General features: G+C 72.6%; 19 protein-coding genes. 11 read left to right on the top strand and 8 right to left on the bottom strand.

Annotation, left to right across the window (positions count from 1 at the left end):
• Positions 1-4 precede the first annotated feature (4 nt).
• Positions 5-781: an ABC transporter permease gene (locus ACZ69I_RS10195; RefSeq protein ID WP_470831396.1), complete on the bottom strand. Its 777-nt coding sequence runs from the start codon at positions 779-781 to the stop codon at positions 5-7.
• Between the two features lie 133 nt (positions 782-914).
• Between ACZ69I_RS10195 and ACZ69I_RS10190 the strand changes: the two genes are divergently transcribed.
• From ACZ69I_RS10190 to ACZ69I_RS10180, 3 genes are all read left to right on the top strand, one after another.
• Complete coding sequence (locus tag ACZ69I_RS10190) at positions 915-2,000, top strand: S-(hydroxymethyl)mycothiol dehydrogenase (RefSeq protein ID WP_470831394.1); 1,086 nt, start codon at positions 915-917, stop codon at positions 1,998-2,000.
• Positions 2,000-2,656: an MBL fold metallo-hydrolase gene (locus ACZ69I_RS10185; RefSeq protein ID WP_470831392.1), complete on the top strand. Its 657-nt coding sequence runs from the start codon at positions 2,000-2,002 to the stop codon at positions 2,654-2,656. The genes ACZ69I_RS10190 and ACZ69I_RS10185 overlap by 1 nt, the downstream gene beginning before the upstream one ends.
• Positions 2,657-2,785: 129 nt before the next feature.
• Positions 2,786-3,499 carry a DUF2470 domain-containing protein gene (locus tag ACZ69I_RS10180; protein ID WP_470831390.1) on the top strand — a complete coding sequence of 238 codons (714 nt, stop codon included), beginning with the start codon at positions 2,786-2,788 and terminating at the stop codon, positions 3,497-3,499.
• On the opposite strand, the gene ACZ69I_RS10175 is transcribed toward ACZ69I_RS10180, so the two are convergent.
• Both ACZ69I_RS10175 and ACZ69I_RS10170 read right to left on the bottom strand, forming a co-directional pair.
• Positions 3,464-3,751 (bottom strand): DUF1232 domain-containing protein, encoded by a 288-nt coding sequence (locus ACZ69I_RS10175; protein WP_470831389.1) that lies wholly within the window; start codon positions 3,749-3,751, stop codon positions 3,464-3,466. The two genes, ACZ69I_RS10180 and ACZ69I_RS10175, sit on opposite strands and share 36 nt — an antisense overlap.
• An 83-nt stretch (positions 3,752-3,834) precedes the next feature.
• Complete coding sequence (locus ACZ69I_RS10170; protein WP_470831388.1) at positions 3,835-4,653, bottom strand: inositol monophosphatase family protein; 819 nt, start codon at positions 4,651-4,653, stop codon at positions 3,835-3,837.
• A 134-nt stretch (positions 4,654-4,787) separates the two neighbouring features.
• On the opposite strand from ACZ69I_RS10170, the gene ACZ69I_RS10165 reads away from it, so the two are divergent.
• On the top strand, positions 4,788-5,561 hold the full coding sequence (locus ACZ69I_RS10165; RefSeq protein WP_470831387.1) for an SDR family NAD(P)-dependent oxidoreductase: 774 nt from the start codon (positions 4,788-4,790) through the stop codon (positions 5,559-5,561).
• Between the two features lie 287 nt (positions 5,562-5,848).
• Here ACZ69I_RS10165 and ACZ69I_RS10160 read toward each other — a convergent pair whose 3' ends face one another.
• Complete coding sequence (locus ACZ69I_RS10160; protein ID WP_470831385.1) at positions 5,849-6,424, bottom strand: TetR/AcrR family transcriptional regulator; 576 nt, start codon at positions 6,422-6,424, stop codon at positions 5,849-5,851.
• A 70-nt stretch (positions 6,425-6,494) separates the two neighbouring features.
• Between ACZ69I_RS10160 and ACZ69I_RS10155 the strand changes: the two genes are divergently transcribed.
• On the top strand, positions 6,495-7,388 hold the full coding sequence (locus ACZ69I_RS10155; RefSeq protein WP_470831383.1) for an NADP-dependent oxidoreductase: 894 nt from the start codon (positions 6,495-6,497) through the stop codon (positions 7,386-7,388).
• Between the two features lie 128 nt (positions 7,389-7,516).
• Complete coding sequence (locus tag ACZ69I_RS10150; protein ID WP_467677769.1) at positions 7,517-7,795, top strand: DUF4190 domain-containing protein; 279 nt, start codon at positions 7,517-7,519, stop codon at positions 7,793-7,795.
• A gap of 55 nt (positions 7,796-7,850) precedes the next feature.
• Here the strand turns inward: ACZ69I_RS10150 and ACZ69I_RS10145 are convergent, their stop codons facing one another.
• Positions 7,851-9,086, bottom strand: coding sequence for a lactonase family protein (locus ACZ69I_RS10145; RefSeq protein ID WP_470831381.1), 1,236 nt, complete (start codon positions 9,084-9,086; stop codon positions 7,851-7,853).
• Between the two features lie 385 nt (positions 9,087-9,471).
• Between ACZ69I_RS10145 and ACZ69I_RS10140 the strand changes: the two genes are divergently transcribed.
• From ACZ69I_RS10140 to ACZ69I_RS10125, 4 genes are all read left to right on the top strand, one after another.
• Entirely contained in the window at positions 9,472-10,152 is a 681-nt protein-coding gene (locus tag ACZ69I_RS10140; RefSeq protein WP_470831590.1) for a TNT domain-containing protein, read from the top strand.
• A gap of 68 nt (positions 10,153-10,220) precedes the next feature.
• Positions 10,221-10,454, top strand: coding sequence for a hypothetical protein (locus ACZ69I_RS10135; protein ID WP_470831379.1), 234 nt, complete (start codon positions 10,221-10,223; stop codon positions 10,452-10,454).
• Between the two features lie 66 nt (positions 10,455-10,520).
• Positions 10,521-11,420, top strand: coding sequence for a MerR family transcriptional regulator (locus ACZ69I_RS10130; RefSeq protein WP_470831378.1), 900 nt, complete (start codon positions 10,521-10,523; stop codon positions 11,418-11,420).
• Positions 11,417-12,628: a glycosyltransferase gene (locus ACZ69I_RS10125; protein WP_470831376.1), complete on the top strand. Its 1,212-nt coding sequence runs from the start codon at positions 11,417-11,419 to the stop codon at positions 12,626-12,628. Before ACZ69I_RS10130 ends, ACZ69I_RS10125 begins: the two co-directional genes overlap by 4 nt.
• Here ACZ69I_RS10125 and ACZ69I_RS10120 read toward each other — a convergent pair.
• Positions 12,625-13,875: an MFS transporter gene (locus ACZ69I_RS10120; protein WP_470831588.1), complete on the bottom strand. Its 1,251-nt coding sequence runs from the start codon at positions 13,873-13,875 to the stop codon at positions 12,625-12,627. The genes ACZ69I_RS10125 and ACZ69I_RS10120 overlap by 4 nt on opposite strands.
• 177 nt (positions 13,876-14,052) lie before the next feature.
• Between ACZ69I_RS10120 and ACZ69I_RS10115 the strand changes: the two genes are divergently transcribed.
• Positions 14,053-14,358: a hypothetical protein gene (locus tag ACZ69I_RS10115; protein ID WP_467677779.1), complete on the top strand. Its 306-nt coding sequence runs from the start codon at positions 14,053-14,055 to the stop codon at positions 14,356-14,358.
• Positions 14,359-14,397: 39 nt separating this feature from the next.
• Here ACZ69I_RS10115 and ACZ69I_RS10110 read toward each other — a convergent pair whose 3' ends face one another.
• Both ACZ69I_RS10110 and ACZ69I_RS10105 read right to left on the bottom strand, forming a co-directional pair.
• Positions 14,398-15,414, bottom strand: a complete 1,017-nt coding sequence (locus tag ACZ69I_RS10110) for a glutathione S-transferase family protein (RefSeq protein WP_470831374.1) — start codon at positions 15,412-15,414, stop codon at positions 14,398-14,400.
• Positions 15,411-15,713, bottom strand: coding sequence for a hypothetical protein (locus ACZ69I_RS10105; RefSeq protein WP_470831373.1), 303 nt, complete (start codon positions 15,711-15,713; stop codon positions 15,411-15,413). Before ACZ69I_RS10105 ends, ACZ69I_RS10110 begins: the two co-directional genes overlap by 4 nt.
• Positions 15,714-15,736: the final 23 nt, after the last annotated feature.

The raw sequence follows: 15,736 nt of genomic DNA, 5'->3' as shown, positions 1-15,736 counted from the left end.
GAGCCTACGCCCCGCGGTGCAGCAGGCCCCGGGCGACCAGTTCGACCGTGGCGGCCACGGCGATCGCCTGGACCGCCATCAGGGCGATCAGCACGAAGAGCTGCACGGCTCCGGCGAGCACGGGGGAGGCGCCGCCGAGGAGCATGCCGACGAAGGCGCCGGGGAGGGTGACGAGGCCGACCGTGCGGGTCTGGTCGAGGCCGGGCAGCAGCGCGTCGGAGGCGGCCGGGCGGATCACCTCCAGGCGGGCCTCCTGCTCGGCGAGGCCCAGGGCGATGCCGGCCTCGAACTCGCCGAAGCGGGTGTGGAGTTCGTCGAGGGCGCGGCGGCCCGCCAGGACCGTCGCGGTGAGCGCCCCGCCGATGAGGATGCCCGTCACGGGGATCATCGCGACGCCTCGTACGGGAAGCAGGCCCGCGAGGGCCAGTGCGCCCACCACCGGCACGACGGGGCCCGCGATCGGCAGCGCCGCCCACCACCAGGTCCCGTTCGGCGTGATGCGCCGGCCCGCGGTGCGGGCGGCCACGGCGAACATGAGGAGCAGGAAGCCGAACAGGGCCGGTGTGTGGTGCACGACCCAGTCGATGACGAGAGAGACGGCGGCCAGTTGGGCCGTCGCGCGCACCCCGGCGACGAGGATCTCGCGGGCCCGGCCGCGTGAGCCGTCGGGCGTGAGCCGGAAGACGGCCGCCGTCGTCGCGGCCACGAGGAGCAGTACGAGCAGTGCCACGGCGAGCGCGGCGTTGACCGGCAGCAGGGCTTGGGCGGCGAGGTTGCGCACAGGCTCACCCTAGATCGCGCGGCCCGCCTCATCGGCGCGCGCTGCCCGTGCCGGGCGGGCGTGTGCTCCACCGGGGCGTCCGACCTGAAACGATGGAGGGGTAGGACGTGCAGAGAACAGGAGGGCCGTATTCATGGCGCAGCAGGTGCAGGGCGTGGTCGCACGGGCGAAGGGCGAGCCGGTGCGGATCGAGACGATCATCGTGCCGGATCCGGGGCCGGGGGAAGCCGTGGTGAAGGTCCAGGCGTGCGGCGTCTGCCACACCGACCTGCACTACCGCGAGGGCGGCATCAACGACGACTTCCCGTTCCTGCTCGGGCACGAGGCGGCGGGCGTCGTCGAATCGGTCGGCGAGGGCGTCACCGAGGTCGCGGTGGGCGACTTCGTGGTCCTCAACTGGCGCGCGGTGTGCGGTCAGTGCCGCGCGTGTCTGCGCGGCCGCCCCCAGTACTGCTTCGACACGCACAACGCGAAGCAGAAGATGACCCTGGCCGACGGCACCGAGCTGTCGCCGGCGCTCGGCATCGGGGCCTTCGCCGAGAAGACCCTCGTCGCCGCCGGGCAGTGCACCAAGGTCGACCCGGCCGCCTCGCCGGCCGCGGCCGGTCTCCTCGGCTGCGGTGTTATGGCGGGCATCGGCGCGGCCATCAACACCGGCAACGTCGGCCGGGGCGACTCGGTCGCGGTCATCGGCTGCGGCGGCGTCGGCAACGCCGCGGTCGTGGGCGCCCGCCTGGCGGGCGCCGCGCGCGTCATCGCCGTGGACATCGACGACAAGAAGCTGGAGACGGCGAAGAGCCTGGGCGCCACGCACACGGTCAACTCCCGCTCCGCCGACCCCGTCGAGGCCGTGCGGGAGCTGACCGGCGGCAACGGCGCCGACGTCGTCATCGAGGCGGTCGGCCGTCCCGAGACGTACGAGCAGGCCTTCTACGCCCGGGACCTGGCGGGCACGGTCGTCCTCGTCGGCGTCCCGACGCCGGAGATGAAGATCGAGCTGCCGCTGCTCGACGTCTTCGGGCGCGGCGGCGCGCTCAAGTCGAGCTGGTACGGGGACTGCCTGCCCTCGCGCGACTTCCCGATGCTGATCGACCTCTACCAGCAGGGGCGTCTCGACCTCGACGCGTTCGTCACGGAGACGATCGCCTTGGAGGACGTGGAGAAGGCCTTCGAGCGCATGCACCACGGCGACGTGCTCCGTTCGGTGGTGATGTTCTGATGGCGGCCGACGCCACGGCGGGCGCGCCCGGCGCGCGCATCGACCACCTCGTCACGTCCGGGACCTTCTCCCTGGACGGCGGCACCTGGGAGGTCGACAACAACGTGTGGATCGTGGGGGACGACAGCGAGTGTGTCGTCATCGACGCCGCGCACGACGCGGACGCCATCGCCGGGGCGGTGGGGGAGCGCAGGCTCGTCGCCATCGTCTGCACGCACGCCCACGACGACCACATCGACGCGGCCCCGGCGCTCGCCGACCGCACGGGCGCGCCCATCCTGCTGCACCCGGCGGACGCGGAGCTGTGGAAGCGGACGCACCCCGACCGCGCCCCGGACGGCGAGCTCTCCGACGGGCAGGAACTGGCCGTCGCGGGCACGGTCCTGAAGGTGCTGCACACGCCCGGCCACTGCCACGGCGCGGTCAGCCTGCACGCACCCGGACTCGGCACGGTCTTCACCGGGGACACGCTCTTCGCGGGCGGCCCCGGCGCGACGGGCCGTTCGTTCAGCGACTTCCCGACGATCGTCTCGTCCATCAGGGAGCGGTTGCTGACGCTGCCGCCCGTGACGGTGGTGCGCACCGGCCACGGTGACAGCACCACCATCGGCGAGGAGGCGCCGCACCTGGAGGAGTGGATCGCCCGGGGCCACTGACGTCCCCTCGCCTCATCCGACGACCCCCTCATGGCCCCGCGTGGTTCGCCGCGCGGGGCCATGAGGCGTACTGGCCCCGTTCTGCAATCTCAGATAAGTTAGGCAAGGCTTACCTAATGGAGGTTGAGGATGGGTGTCCGTCAGAGCAGCACGACCGTGCCCACAGCGGCGGCACGCGCTCGTTCAGTGCTCGCCACCGCATGGTCCTGCGCGGTGACCACAGAGATCGGCAGGGACGAACTCGTGGGCGCGCACAGCGTCATGGAGGACGGCAGGCTCCGGCTGTCCCCGCCCGAGGACAGCGCACTGGCCGCCGCCCTGATCTGCGCGCCCCGCGGCGAGCCGTCCACCATGGTCGAGTTCGCCGACGTCGCGCCGGTGCCGCTCAGGGACCGGATCCGCGCCCGGCTCTGGCTCTCCGGATCGTTGACGCACGACGGGCGCGACCTCGTCCTCGAGCCGACCTGCGCCGTACTGCACGACTCCACGGGAGAGCGCGTGGGCGTCGAGCTCGACGAACTCGCCCTGACCGTGCCCGACCCGCTCGCCGAGGCGGAGTCGCGCCTGCTCACCCATCTCGCCGACGCCCACCCGGACGCCGTCGAGCAGCTCACCCGCCTCATCAGCCCGGACAGCCTGCACGGCGTGGTGCGGGTCCGCCCGCTGGCCATCGACCGGCACGGCATCTGCTTGCGTCTGGAACGCGCTCGCGGGCAGGCGGACGTCCGCCTCCCGTTCCACCGGCTCGTCGAGGACGTCACACAGGTGACGGAGTGCATGCACGCCCTCCTGATGAAGGCCCGCCTCTCAACCACCCGGCGCGGACGGCCCGTCGGAGGCTGACCGCATCGACCGCAGGGCCAGCACGAGCACCCCGATGTCGTCCAGGAAGACGGGGTCGGGCAGCAGGTCGGTGGGCAGCACCAGATAGGCGACCGCCGCCCAGAAGACCCACTGCCGCTCGACGGGAAGTCCGGCTCTGCGCAGATCGCGCCGGGTCCGGACGAGACGTACGAGCAGTACGACCGCGACGGCGAGCGTCGCGGCGACCAGAACGGCGGCGCCGACGAGAAGTCCGGTCAGGTCCGTGCTCATACCCACGTACGGTAATCAAGTCCGGGCCCCGCGTCCCGCAGGAGGGGGGGCCGGTCCTGTGGCCTCCTGCTTCTTCCGCCCCTTCAGTTCCTCCGGCCACCGCGGATCATCGACATCAACAGGTCATGGGTCTCGGCGTCGGCCGCCGCCACGAGTCCCCGGCCGCCCTGTCCGACCGGCGCGCCGTCGATGCCGGTGACCACGCACCCCGCGGCCCGGCACAGGGCGATGCCCGCGGCGAAGTGCACGCTTCCCGACAGGTCGCCGCCGTCCGTGACGTACGCGGCCCGCCGGCCCGCCGCGACCCAGGCCACGGCCAGCGACGTGGACACGACCCGGGGGCGGAACCGCGCGACGAACTCCGGGTGGGCCAGCAGGTCCACGCCCCGGAACCCGGGCGCGCCCGGGAACGGCGGGTCCAGGTTGACGTCCACCAGCTGCGTGGCGGAGGTGGGGGCCAGCGGGGCGTCGGTCCCCTCGTGCCGCAGCCAGGCACTCCGGCCGTCGGTGACGAAGACCTCACCGCTGAACGGGTCGGCCACCGCCGCGGGACCGTCGCGCAGCGCCACGTTGACGGCCACCAGCATGTTTCCGACGGCGTAGTTCAAGGTGCCGCACAGCGGATCCACCAGCCACCGGCGCGCGGCCTCGGCGGAACCCCGCTGTCCGCCCTCCTCGCCGAGCACCGCGTCGTCGGGCCGGGCGGCCCGGATGACGTCGAGGATCGCCTCCTCCGCCGCCACGTCGGCGGCGGTGGCGAAGTCACCGGCGCCCTTGTCGATTCGGGTGAGCCGCCGGCCGTACATGGCGCGCACCACCTCAGCGCCCGCGCGCGCCCCGGCCGTCGCGACCTCGGTGTCGTCCGAGCTCGTACTGGCTTTGTCAGCAGATGAGTTGATCACACCGGGCACCTTATCGAGCCAGGCCGCCCGTCCGGATCGAGCCGGAGCCGCCCGTCCGGCGAATCCCTCTACTGTGGGAGATCTCATGATCATTGAGGGGTGCGGTCCGGGGCCGCAAGGGCTTTACTCACGCCATGACCGAAATCAATGGACTGCTGGCCGGCAAGGCCGTCATGATCACGGGTGCGTCGAGCGGGATCGGTGAGGCGGCCGCTCGGCTGTTCGCCGCGGAGGGGGCGGCGGTCCTGCTCATGGCCCGTCGCGAGGACGCGCTGACCCGCATCGCCAAGGAGATCAACGACTCGGGCGGCCAGGCGGCGATCAGCACGGGCGACGTCTCGGTCGCCGAGGACGTGCAGCGCGCGGTCGACGCGACCCGCGAGCACTTCGGCGCGCTGGACGCTGCGTTCAACAACGCGGGGTACGCCGGTGACCAGCTGGCGCCGCTGCACGAGCTGGACCAGAACGTCTTCGACCGCACGATGGACACCAACGTACGCGGCACCTGGAACTGCCTGCGCTCCCAGATCCCGGTGATGCTCGAAGCGGGCAAGGGCGCGATCGTCAACACGGCGAGCACCGCGGCGATGGTGGCCACCGGCGCCCCCGTGCCCTACGTCGCCGCGAAGCACGCGGTGCTCGGCATGACGAGGGCCGCGGCGGCCGAGTACGCCGCGCACGACATCCGTATCAACACGCTCGTCGTCGGCACCACGCGCACGGAAATGATCAGCCAAGTGGTCGACGCGCGGCCGGAGTTGGAGCAGGCATTCGTCGCCCGTCAGATGCAGAAGCGCATGGCCGAGCCGGTCGAGATCGCCCAGGCGGCCCTGTGGCTGTGCAGCGACCGCGCCTCGTTCTCCACGGGGGCGGCCCTGGCGGTGGACGGCGGTCTGACGTCCAACTGAGGGTGACCGCTCCGGCGGACTGATGTCGCGACGGGGCGGGGGCGGGGCGGCGTGACCCGCACCCGCCCGTGCACCCGAGAACCCCCGTACGTCCAAGCCCGTACGCCCAACTCCCGACGAGCGAGCCACGGCTGTCGGCTGTCCGGTGCCCGCGCCACCCACCGCACCGCTCCGCGCGCGCCGCCCGCACGGGCCGCGCCTTCCACATGTTCCACGGCGACATACCGCGCCGCCGTCCCAACGCCCCACCCGTTACGGGCAGTTCGCGCAGAGGCCCGGTGCGCGCGTCAGTGACCGGTGGCTTCCCAGGCGGCCTCGATCATCCGGAAGACCTCGTCCACCGCGGCGTCCGGGTCGGGCGCCTCGCGGGCCAGGGAGTGGGCGTCGACCACGAACCTCGCGATCGTCCGGCAGGCCGTCGTGGGCCGCGGCAGCTCGAGGTCGGCGGCGATGGCCGCGGCCAGGGACTCGGCGTGGCGCAGCCGCATCGACTCCTCGTAATCCCGCAGGTCGGAGGATTTGTCGATCATGCGCCAGATCGGGGCCGCGCCGTCCGCCGTGCAGTGGCGCACCAGCGCCCGCATCTCGTGGCGCAGCGCGGGGATGAGCGGCTCGTCCGGCGCCCGGTCGGCGACCGCCCGCGCGAGACGGTGCTCGAAGTCCTCGTCCTGCTCGAACACCAGCGCCTCTTTTGAGGCGAAGTGGGAGAAGAGCGTGGTGACGGCCACGTCGGCCTCGGCCGCCACGTCACGGATGCCCACCGCGTCGTACCCGCGTTCCAGGAAGAGCCGCAGGGCGGCGTCGGCGATCTTCTGGCGGGTCGCGGCCTTCTTGCGCTCACGGCGGCCGGGCGGCTCGGTCATGGCGTGATGCTACCAGCTGCAAAACAACAACCGTTGTTAAACGCTAACCGTTAGTGTTACATTCGGCGGCATGAAGAAAGTGAGCTTCGCCGAGTTCGGCGGTCCGGACGTCCTGCACCTCATCGACGCCGAGGAGCCCCACGCGGGCCCCGGCCGCATACGCATCGCCGTACGGGCGGCGGGAGTGAACCCCGTCGACTGGAGGGTCCGAGAGGGTCAGGTCCTGGGGGCCCACCCGACCGAGCTGCCCTCCGGAGTGGGCCTCGACGCCGCGGGGGTGGTGGACGAGGTCGGTGAGGGCGTCGAAGGGGTCGGGATCGGTGACCACGTCTTCGGCGAAGGGGCGAGCACGTACGCCGAGTTCGCCGTCCTTTCGGCCTGGGCCCGCATGCCCGAGGGGCTGACGTTCGAAGAGGCGGCCGGATACCCCTCCATCGTGGAGACGGCGCTGCGCGTCATCCGCGAGACCGGGGTGCGGCCCGGGCAGACGCTCCTGGTCAGCGGCGCGTCCGGGGGAGTCGGGTCGGCGGTGCTGCAGATCGCCCGGGAGCGGGGCATCACGGTGATCGGCACGGCCGGCGCCGCGAACCAGGACTATCTGCGCGGCCTCGGCGCCGTCGCCACGACGTACGGCGAGGGCTGGGTCGAGCGGGTGCGGCAGCTCGGGCGGGTCGACGCGGCCCTCGACCTGGCGGGCTCGGGCGTGATCCGCGAGCTCGTCGAACTGACGGGGGACCCGCGGAAGGTGGTCTCCATCGCCGATCTCGATGCGCCGGAGCACGGTGTCCGGTTCTCCGGTGTGGCCGGGAGCGTGCCGGACGCGCTGGCCGAGGCCGCCGTTCTCATCTCGCGGGGCAAGCTGCACATTCCGGTCGAGAAGTCGTACACGCTCGCCGAGGCGGCGGCCGCGCACATCGACAGCAAAGCCGGTCACACGCGCGGGCGCCGGGTCATCGTCGTCTGACGCTCGGGGCGGGACCGTACGCAGGAACGCTCCACCACGTGTCCGGCGGACGGACTACGGGTCGCATTCCTGGGCACTCGGAGACGGCGTCACGCAATACAGGAATTCGATCTCCGAGAGGTGTGACCATGTCGTTCTACGGTAGCCCGTCAGCGGCGTCTTCCGGTTCCCGGACGAATGGCCTCGCGGTGGCCGGTCTTGTCTGCGGCATCGTGGGGCTGTTCTTCCTCAGCATCATTCTCGGACCGCTCGCCATCATCTTCGGTGCTGTGGCCCTGCGTCAGAAGGCGGGCAGCAGCGGCATGGCGAAGGCGTCCGTCATCCTGGGCATCGTTGACGTGATCCTCTTCATCGTGCTGGTGGCCGTCGCCGCCTCCGGCGGATTCAGCTGGTACATCGGCGGGTGACCGCGCATTCCTCCCCCTCTTGTCCTGGGTGAGGTGTTCTCGACCGGCAGCACTTTCAGAGCGGCAGTGCGCACACCGCGATCGGCGCCGTGAACGGCTTGCCCGTCAGCCGGAGTTTTCCGGTGCGTCCGTCGACCTGAAAGACACTCACCGAATTCGACTTCTGGTTCGCGGTGAACAAAAGCCGTTGGGACGGCGAGAACGCGAGCTGTCGCGGAAAGTCGCCGTCGACGGAGACCGTGTCCAGAAGCCGCAGCCGGGCGCCGCCGCGCTCGATGGCGTACCGCGCGATGCTGTTGTGGCCCCGGTTGGCGAGGAAGGCGAAGCGGCCCTCGCGCGTCACCACGAGCTGGGCCGGATAGTTGGTTCCTCCGCCGGAGCCCGTCGCCTGCGGCTCGCCCGGGGTGATGCGGCCGGTGGCGGGGTCGTACGCGCAGACGACGAGCGTGTTGTCGACTTCGTTGGCGAGGTACGCGAAGCGGCCCGAAGGGTGGAAGGTGAGGTGGCGGGGGCCCGCGCCCGGCCGCACGGTCACGTGCGAGACGCGGCTGAGCGTGCCCGCCTTCTCGTCGAGGCGGTAGGTGTAGACGGTGTCGTTGCCGAGGTCGACGGCGAGGACGTGGCGGCCGTCCGGCGCCGTGCTGATCTGGTGGGCGTGCGGACCCTGCTGGCCGGGGCCGGGCGGCGGCGCGGAGTGCTCGACCAGGTCGGTCCGCTCGCCGAGCGCCCCGGACGCTTCGACGGGGTGGACGGCCACACTGCCGGAGGCGTAGTTCGCGCTGAGCAGCCACCGCCCGCCGGGGTGCACGGAGAGGTGACAGGGTCCCGCGCCGCCGGTGTCGCGGGTGCCGAGCACCTCGTGGTCGCCGGACGGCGAGAGCGCGACGGCGGTCACGCCGCCCTTCTCGCGCTCGTTGACGGCGTAGAGGGTGCGGCCCGAGGGGTGCAGCGCCAGATAGGAGGGGTCCGGGACGCCGGTGATCGTGCCGGTGCCGGTGACCCGTCCCGTCGCGTCGTCGTACGTCGCCAGGCCGATGCCCCCGCCGCCGCCCTCCCGCGAGGTGTACGTGCCGAGGAACAACTGCCGTTCGCCGCGCGGCCGGTGGGTGACGGAGGAGGCGGTGTTACGGCGGGCGCGCTCGGGACGCTCACGTTCCGCAGCGGTCGGGGAGGCGCAGCCCGCGGCGGCGGACACCGCCCCCGCGGCGGCCACTCCCGTCAGCGCGCCGAAGAACCGCCGCCGCCCGGAACCGCCGCCGGAACCCGCGACCGGCTCTGCTCCACTGTTCATGCCCGCACCTCGTTCATGCCTGCACCTCGTGCGTCGGTGGTGACGGATGTGGCAGACACAGTGTCCCGTACATGATTGATCGGGCAAGGGACGAAGCGGGCCGTGTCCGATGTGTCGTCGGTGCGGGCGGGCGTGGGCCGGGCTGATCCGAGCCCGGCGCGTGGTACGGGCCCTGCCGGTCCTGGCAGCGCACCTTGACGGTGCTTGGAGGCCATGGGATTTCGGCCAACAGAAGGCGCTTTCCACGACGAGTCGGCCACTGAGAGCCACTGCTCCTATACGGTGTGCGCGAATTTGACGCCGGACCGCACGCGCAGTGCGGTCGGCGCGAACCGACCTGAACGCGCGTACCCGCAGGAGGAGTTGCCGAGTGGACCACAGCCGTGTGATCCGGATCCGTACCGTTCTGGCCGCGATAGCAGTGGCGGGGGCCACAGCGGCCGCCCCCGCCGTCAGTGCCACGGCCTCCGCCGCACCGGCGCCCCCGGTGGGCGCCGCCGCGACGCACGAGATATGCACGGGAGAGTTCCACGGCGACGCCCGGCTCGGCCCGGCCCGGCTCCCCCAGCGGTGGCAGCGGCCGGTCGGGCCGCTTCTGAAGAACTGGAAGCGGACGGGCAAGCTGTCCCCGAAGGCCTTCCTGAAGAAGTACTGGGAGGGCCCCGCGGACAGCGGCAGTTGGAAGTACCCGCCCAACGACGGTTTCGGCACCGTCGACGGCAAGGTCGACAAGCACCGCGAGCGCCTGGAGCGGGGCGAGACGCTGGACCGCTTCGGCTCGGAGTACGGGGGATACCTCGCGCCCGCCGGGGACTCCTACGCCGAGCGCGCCCTGCCCCCGCAGAACCTCAACACCCGCGACGCCGCGTTCTCCTGCGACTACCACGTCTACGAGGTGACCAAGCCGTTCCGCGTCTGGCAGGGCAGCATCGCCCCGTGGTTCGAGCAGCCGGGCGACGGACAGCAGATCAAGCTGGACCCGGCCTTCGTGGACCCGGGCGAGGGGCAGCGCCTCAACGTCAAGTGGCTCCTCGACCACGGCTACCTCAAGCCCGCGCACGCCTGACCGCCAACGCCTGACCGCGCCCCGCCGACCGCGCCGCCGTACCGGCGGCGGAGAGGAGAGCCCCACCCGTGGACGTCCGAGAAGCAGCGGCCGCCCTGCGCGCCGCCCACGTCGCCGACGGCTACTACTGGATCGAGGGCGTCCACGAACCGGCCCCCACGCCACCCGACTTCGTCTACCTGCGCAGAGCCGACGACGGGGCGTGGGAGGTCGGAATGTACGAACGGGGCGTGCACCACCCCCTCGCCCGGCACGCGGACGAGGCGGCGGCCTGCGCCCATCTGCTGCACCAGCTGACCTGACGCCCCTGGCTTGACCCTTACGCCGCGTCAGGCTGCAGGCTGAGCGTCGACGAAAGGCGAAGGTCCATGAGTTACACCGTCGGTCAGGTCGCCGATTTCGCGGGCGTCACCGTCCGCACCCTGCACCACTACGACCGCTCCGGGCTGCTCACGCCCGGCGAGCGCAGCCCCGGCGGCTACCGCCTGTACAACGACGCGGACCTGGCCCGTCTGCAGCAGATCCTCTTCTACCGAGAGCTCGGCTTCACCCTCGACGAGACGGCCGGGATCCTGACGGGACCGCAGGCCGACGCCCTCGGCCGGCTGAAGGCCAGGCACCGGGCGCTGCGCGAACAGATCGACCAGCTCGAGCGCCTCGCGGACGTCGCGGAGCGGGCCATGGAGCTGCAGCGGACCGGGGTGAGTCTCAGCCCCCAGGAACGGTCCGAGGTGTTCGGTGAGATCACCTTCGACCTCAGCTACGCCACCGAGGCCGAGCTGAAGTGGCAGGACAGCGCGGGGCACCGGGCGGCCATGGAGAGCGCCGCCGCGCACTCCAAGGAGGACTGGGCGCGGCTCATGGGCGAGGCCGCGCGGTGGCGGGAGGAACTGCTCGCCGCCTTCGACGCGGGGGAGCCCGCCGAGGGCGAACGCGCCCGTGATCTGGCGGAAGCGCACCGGCGACACCTCGCCCGCTGGTTCACCCCGTGCCCGCCCGACATGCACCTGCGCATCGCGGACGACTTCGCCGACGACCCGCGGGCCTTCGCCCTCGTCGTGCCGACGTCCCAGCAGCGGCCGGGGCTCGCCGCGTACCTGCGGACGGCGGTACGCGCCAACGCGGAGACCCGGACGGGCCAGGGGGCCGGGTGCGAGCGGGAGGCTCGACATGAGCGTGAGGGTGGCCGGACGACCGGCGACCCTCACCCTACAGCTGAGGTTGAGAGTGGCCGCCGAGCCGGCTCGGACCCCGGAGGAAACCGATGACGCGCATCCTGATCGCCGCAGCCGGTTCGTACGGCGACGTCGCCCCCTACACCGGCCTCGGCCTCCGGCTCCGCGAAGCCGGACACGACGTCGCGCTCGCCACGCACGGCTCGTTCGCGCCGCTCGTCGCGGCCGCCGGCCTGCGGTTCCGTGAACTGCCCGGCGATTCGGACGACCAGCGGCGCGCGGACGGGCGGAGAGAACTCCTGCGGGCGGCCGCGGGCTTCGTACGCGCACTCGGCGGCGGTCTCGTCGACGCGGCCGTGCGCGGCGCGGACCTGCTGGTGCTCTCCACGACGACGGCGCCGCTCGGCTGGCAGGTGGCCGAGGCCATGGGCATACCGGTTCTCGGGGCGTACCTCCAACCGGCGCACCCCACCCGCGCGTTCCCGCCCGTCGTCGGTGCCACGCGGTCCCTCGGCGGCTTCGGCAACCGTGTCCTCGGCGGCCTCGCCCTGCGCATGGTCGACCGCGTCTACGCCGACGCTGTACGCGACCTGCGCGTCCGCCTCTCGCTGCCCGCCGCGGCGCCGGGCCGGGTCCGCGCCCGGCAGGAGCGGGCGGGCTGGCCGGTGCTGCACGGCTTCAGTCCGGCCGTGGTGCCGAGGCCCGCGGACTGGCGGGCCGGGCTCGACGTCGTCGGCAACTGGTGGCCGCACCACGACCCGGCGAGCGGCCTGCCACCGGAGCTCGACGACTTCCTGCGGGCCGGGCCGCCCCCGGTGTTCATCGGGTTCGGCAGCATGGCGGGCGGGGAGGGCGAGCGGTTGAGCGAGCTCGCGGTGGAGGCGCTGCGCACGGCCGGGCTGCGGGGCGTGCTGCAGGCGGGGCGCGCCGGTCTCTCGGCGTCCGGCGACGACGTCCTGACGGTCGGTGAGGTGCCGCACTCCCTGCTGTTCCCCGAGGTGGCGGCCGTGGTGCACCACGCGGGCGCGGGCACCTCGGCGGCGGCGCTGCGTGCGGGCGTCCCGGCCGTCCCCGTGCCGGTCACCGCGGACCAGCCCTTCTGGGCAGGCCGCCTCGCCTCCCTCGGCGCGGCGAGCGACCCGATCCCCTTCGAGGACCTGACCGCACCCCGTCTCGCGGACGCGCTCGGCCGTGCGGTGCGCGAGGAGACGTATGCGCGGGCCGCCACCGGCCTCGCCCGGACCATGGCCGCGGAGGACGGCGCGGGAGAGGTCCTCAAGGCGGTCGAGCGGCTGGTCTAGGCGGCTGGCACACGGGCCGTTTCGGAGACCGTACGGTCGTTCCGCGGCAGCAGCAGCGGGGTGGCGAGCAGGAGGAGACCGGCGACGGCGATGGCGGTGCGGGGGCCGGTGAGACCGGCGAGCAGACCCCACAGCGCGGTCAGGACGGCGACGGTGGCCTTGCTGCTGACCGACCAGGCGGACAGGGTGCGGGCGACGCGGTCGGCCGGGGTCCGCGCCAGCCGGTACGTGGCGTACACCGGGTTGAACACACCCATGCACGTGATGAGCCCGAACTCCACGGTCACGACGAGGACGAGCCCGGCGGTGCCGGGGCCGACGAACGCGAGCCCGACGGACCAGCAGGCGCGCAGAGTGCCCGCCACCAGCATCACCGCGCGCTGCCCGTAGCGGGCGACGAGGCGCCGGGACAGGCGCGCCCCGACGAGTCCGCCCAGGCAGGGCAGCGCGAAGGCGAGGCCGTACTGCCAGGGCGCGAAGCCGAGGGGGCCGAGCATGAGGACGGCGAGCGGCGGCGAGACCGCCATGATCAGGCCGCTGACCAGGACGGTGTTGAGGAACAGCGGGCGCAGCGCCGGGCTGCCCAAAATGAACCGCCAGCCGTCGAGCACATCGCCCGCACGCAGCCGCTTCGCCTCTCCGGAGCGCACGGGAGGTGCTTCCTCGCCGCCGAGACCGCCGATCGCTCGGAGTCCCACCGCGGAGAGCAGATAGCTGACGGCGTCGGCGGCCACGGTCATCAGCGGCCCGAACAGGCCGACCGCGGCCCCGCCGAGCGGCGGTCCCAGCATGGTGGCCGTCCACGTCGTCGACTCGAAGCGGCCGTTGGCGACGAGCAGGTCCTCCGGGCGGACGAGCGTCTTGAGGTACGCGCCGCTCGCCGCCCCGAACGTGATGTCGGCCGCGGCGACCACCACCGAGACGACGAGGAGCTGCGCGAAGCCGAGCAGGCCGAGCGCGTACGCGGCGGGCACGCTCAGCAGCGCCGCACACCGCACCAGGTCCATCGCCACCATCACGGGCCGCTTGCGGCGGAACTCCACCCACGGCCCGAGCGGGATCGCCGCCGCGGCCCCCACCGCGAGCCCCGCGGACGCGAGCACCGCCACCTGGGCCGCCCCGGCGTCCAGCGTCAGGATCGCGATCATGGCGAACGCGTCGAACGCGAGCCGCGTCCCGAACGTGCTGACCGCGTACGCCGCCCACAGCCACCCGAACCGTCGCCCCAGCGACCGCCTGCCCGCCATCTCGTGCCGCTCCCCGAAAGACTCACCGGCAGCCTCGTGCTGCCGCGTGACATCCAAGCGAGCGACCGTCCGGCTGATCAAACAACCGCCCTGCCCCGGGTCACAACCTCGCGTTGTGTAGCCCGAGCGGCCGACAGGCGAGGTGGCCGCGCCGGTCGCCGTGGAAGGGTTCCAGGCATGACCGAAGCGTACTTTTACATGGCAAATCCCCGGATCACGGTCCTCGGCGTGCAGCCGGGGCACCCGCCCTTCCGCATCGTCGAGATCGACGGCCAGGTCGTCGGCAAGGCGAAGACCGTCACGGACGTCCTGGACGCGGCCGCCATGGCGGGCATCACCGTGCACGACCTCGACGACCCGGACACGGTGCGCTGGGTGGGCGGCGACCAGTTCACCTGGCGGCAGGCCCCGGGCCGGGAGGAGGAGCGGATCGTGGAGCCGGACCGGGAACCGCTCACGGACCCGGGCACCGCGATGGGCTGACCCGCCGGGGCGGGCCGGGCGGACCGCGAGGACAGGCTCTCAGGGCCGCCCGGTGGCCGGCACCTCCTCCCCGGCGGGCACGGGTCCCGGAGGTGTGCCGTCGCCGAAGGGCCGCCCGCCCAGTTCCTCCCGGTGATGCGGCGTCAGCCACTCGGCGAGGTCCGGGCCCAGCGGCACGATGCCGGTCGGGTTGATGCCCGCGTGCACCTGGTAGTAGTGCCGCTTGATGTGGTCGAAGTCGATGGTGTCGCCGAACCCCGGGGTCTGGAACAGATCACGGGCGTACGCCCACAGGACCCGGTCCTCGGTCAGCTTGCGCACGTTGCACTTGAAGTGGCCGTGGTAGACGGCGTCGAACCGCACCAGTGTGCTGAACAGGCGGATGTCCGCCTCGGTGAGGGAGTCCCCGACGAGATAGCGGCGGCTCGTCAGGCGTTCCGAGGTGAGCTCCAGACGGCGGAAGACATCGCGGCACGCCGCTTCGTACGTCGACTGGTCCGGCGCGAAGCCCGCCCGGTACACGCCGTTGTTGACGTCGCGGAAGATGCCCTCCATCACCGAGTCGATCTCGTCGCGCAGCGGTTCGGGATACAGGTCGGGCGCCCCCTCGCGGTGCAGGGCGGTCCACTCCGTGGCGAAGTCCAGCGTGATCTGCTGGAAGTCGTTCGTGACCAGCTTGCCGCTCGGCTCGTCGACGACAGCGGGGACGCTGACCCCTCCCGGATAGCCGCTCTCGCGCGCCTCGTACGCCTCGCTCAGGAAGCGGATGCCGAGGACCGGGTCACGGTCGTCGGGGTCCAGCGTGAACCGCCAGCTCCGGTCGTCCTGGATCGGGTCGGTGACGCCCAGCGAGAGGGCGCCCTCCAGGCCGAGCAGCCGCCGGGAGACCAGGGCCCGGCCCGCCCAGGGGCAGGCCCGGCTTACCACCAGGCGGTAGCGCCCCGCCTCGACGGGCCAGCCGCCGCGGCCGTCCGCCGTGATCCGGTCCGCGAAGTGGCTCTTGGAGCGCTTGAACTCCTTGTGGCCGTACGAGGCGTTGCCTTCGTCCGCACTCATGACTGACTCCCCTCTCGGGCGCAGGACCGGGTCATCGGTACCCGGCCGGAACGAGTGCCACCCTCCGCGGCTCGCGGGGGCGGTGCCAGATCGTAGATCCGGTCGATGAGCGCTGCCTCGTTGCCCGCGAAGCCCGCGCGGCGCAGTGCTTCGTCCGCTTCCGCGAGCGGCCCGGCCAGCAGCGTCGCCGCGGCCACCGGCGAGACCGACGCGGAGTCGGAGAGCGCGGCGCGGGCGGTGTGCAGCAGACGCAAGCAGGCCTGGGCGGCGAGCAGTTCCTCGGACGTCGTGCCGGTCATGTCGAGCGACTCCTCTGCGCTGG

The organism is Streptomyces sp. NPDC036815 (genome assembly GCF_055609205.1).
The sequence above is the reverse complement of the archived record's forward strand: the minus strand, read 5'-3'. Positions and strand labels throughout refer to the sequence as shown.

Coding starts and splice junctions, on each gene's coding strand:
- ACZ69I_RS10160 (WP_470831385.1), bottom strand. CDS start 6,424: ATGACCGAGCCGCCCGGCCGCCGTGAGCGCAAGAAGGCCGCGACCCGC.
- ACZ69I_RS10175 (WP_470831389.1), bottom strand. CDS start 3,751: ATGAGCACGGACCTGACCGGACTTCTCGTCGGCGCCGCCGTTCTGGTC.
- ACZ69I_RS10110 (WP_470831374.1), bottom strand. CDS start 15,414: ATGAGTGCGGACGAAGGCAACGCCTCGTACGGCCACAAGGAGTTCAAG.
- ACZ69I_RS10115 (WP_467677779.1), top strand. CDS start 14,053: ATGACCGAAGCGTACTTTTACATGGCAAATCCCCGGATCACGGTCCTC.
- ACZ69I_RS10145 (WP_470831381.1), bottom strand. CDS start 9,086: ATGAACAGTGGAGCAGAGCCGGTCGCGGGTTCCGGCGGCGGTTCCGGG.
- ACZ69I_RS10165 (WP_470831387.1), top strand. CDS start 4,788: ATGACCGAAATCAATGGACTGCTGGCCGGCAAGGCCGTCATGATCACG.
- ACZ69I_RS10180 (WP_470831390.1), top strand. CDS start 2,786: ATGGGTGTCCGTCAGAGCAGCACGACCGTGCCCACAGCGGCGGCACGC.
- ACZ69I_RS10155 (WP_470831383.1), top strand. CDS start 6,495: ATGAAGAAAGTGAGCTTCGCCGAGTTCGGCGGTCCGGACGTCCTGCAC.
- ACZ69I_RS10130 (WP_470831378.1), top strand. CDS start 10,521: ATGAGTTACACCGTCGGTCAGGTCGCCGATTTCGCGGGCGTCACCGTC.
- ACZ69I_RS10120 (WP_470831588.1), bottom strand. CDS start 13,875: ATGGCGGGCAGGCGGTCGCTGGGGCGACGGTTCGGGTGGCTGTGGGCG.
- ACZ69I_RS10105 (WP_470831373.1), bottom strand. CDS start 15,713: ATGACCGGCACGACGTCCGAGGAACTGCTCGCCGCCCAGGCCTGCTTG.
- ACZ69I_RS10190 (WP_470831394.1), top strand. CDS start 915: ATGGCGCAGCAGGTGCAGGGCGTGGTCGCACGGGCGAAGGGCGAGCCG.
- ACZ69I_RS10125 (WP_470831376.1), top strand. CDS start 11,417: ATGACGCGCATCCTGATCGCCGCAGCCGGTTCGTACGGCGACGTCGCC.
- ACZ69I_RS10150 (WP_467677769.1), top strand. CDS start 7,517: ATGTCGTTCTACGGTAGCCCGTCAGCGGCGTCTTCCGGTTCCCGGACG.
- ACZ69I_RS10185 (WP_470831392.1), top strand. CDS start 2,000: ATGGCGGCCGACGCCACGGCGGGCGCGCCCGGCGCGCGCATCGACCAC.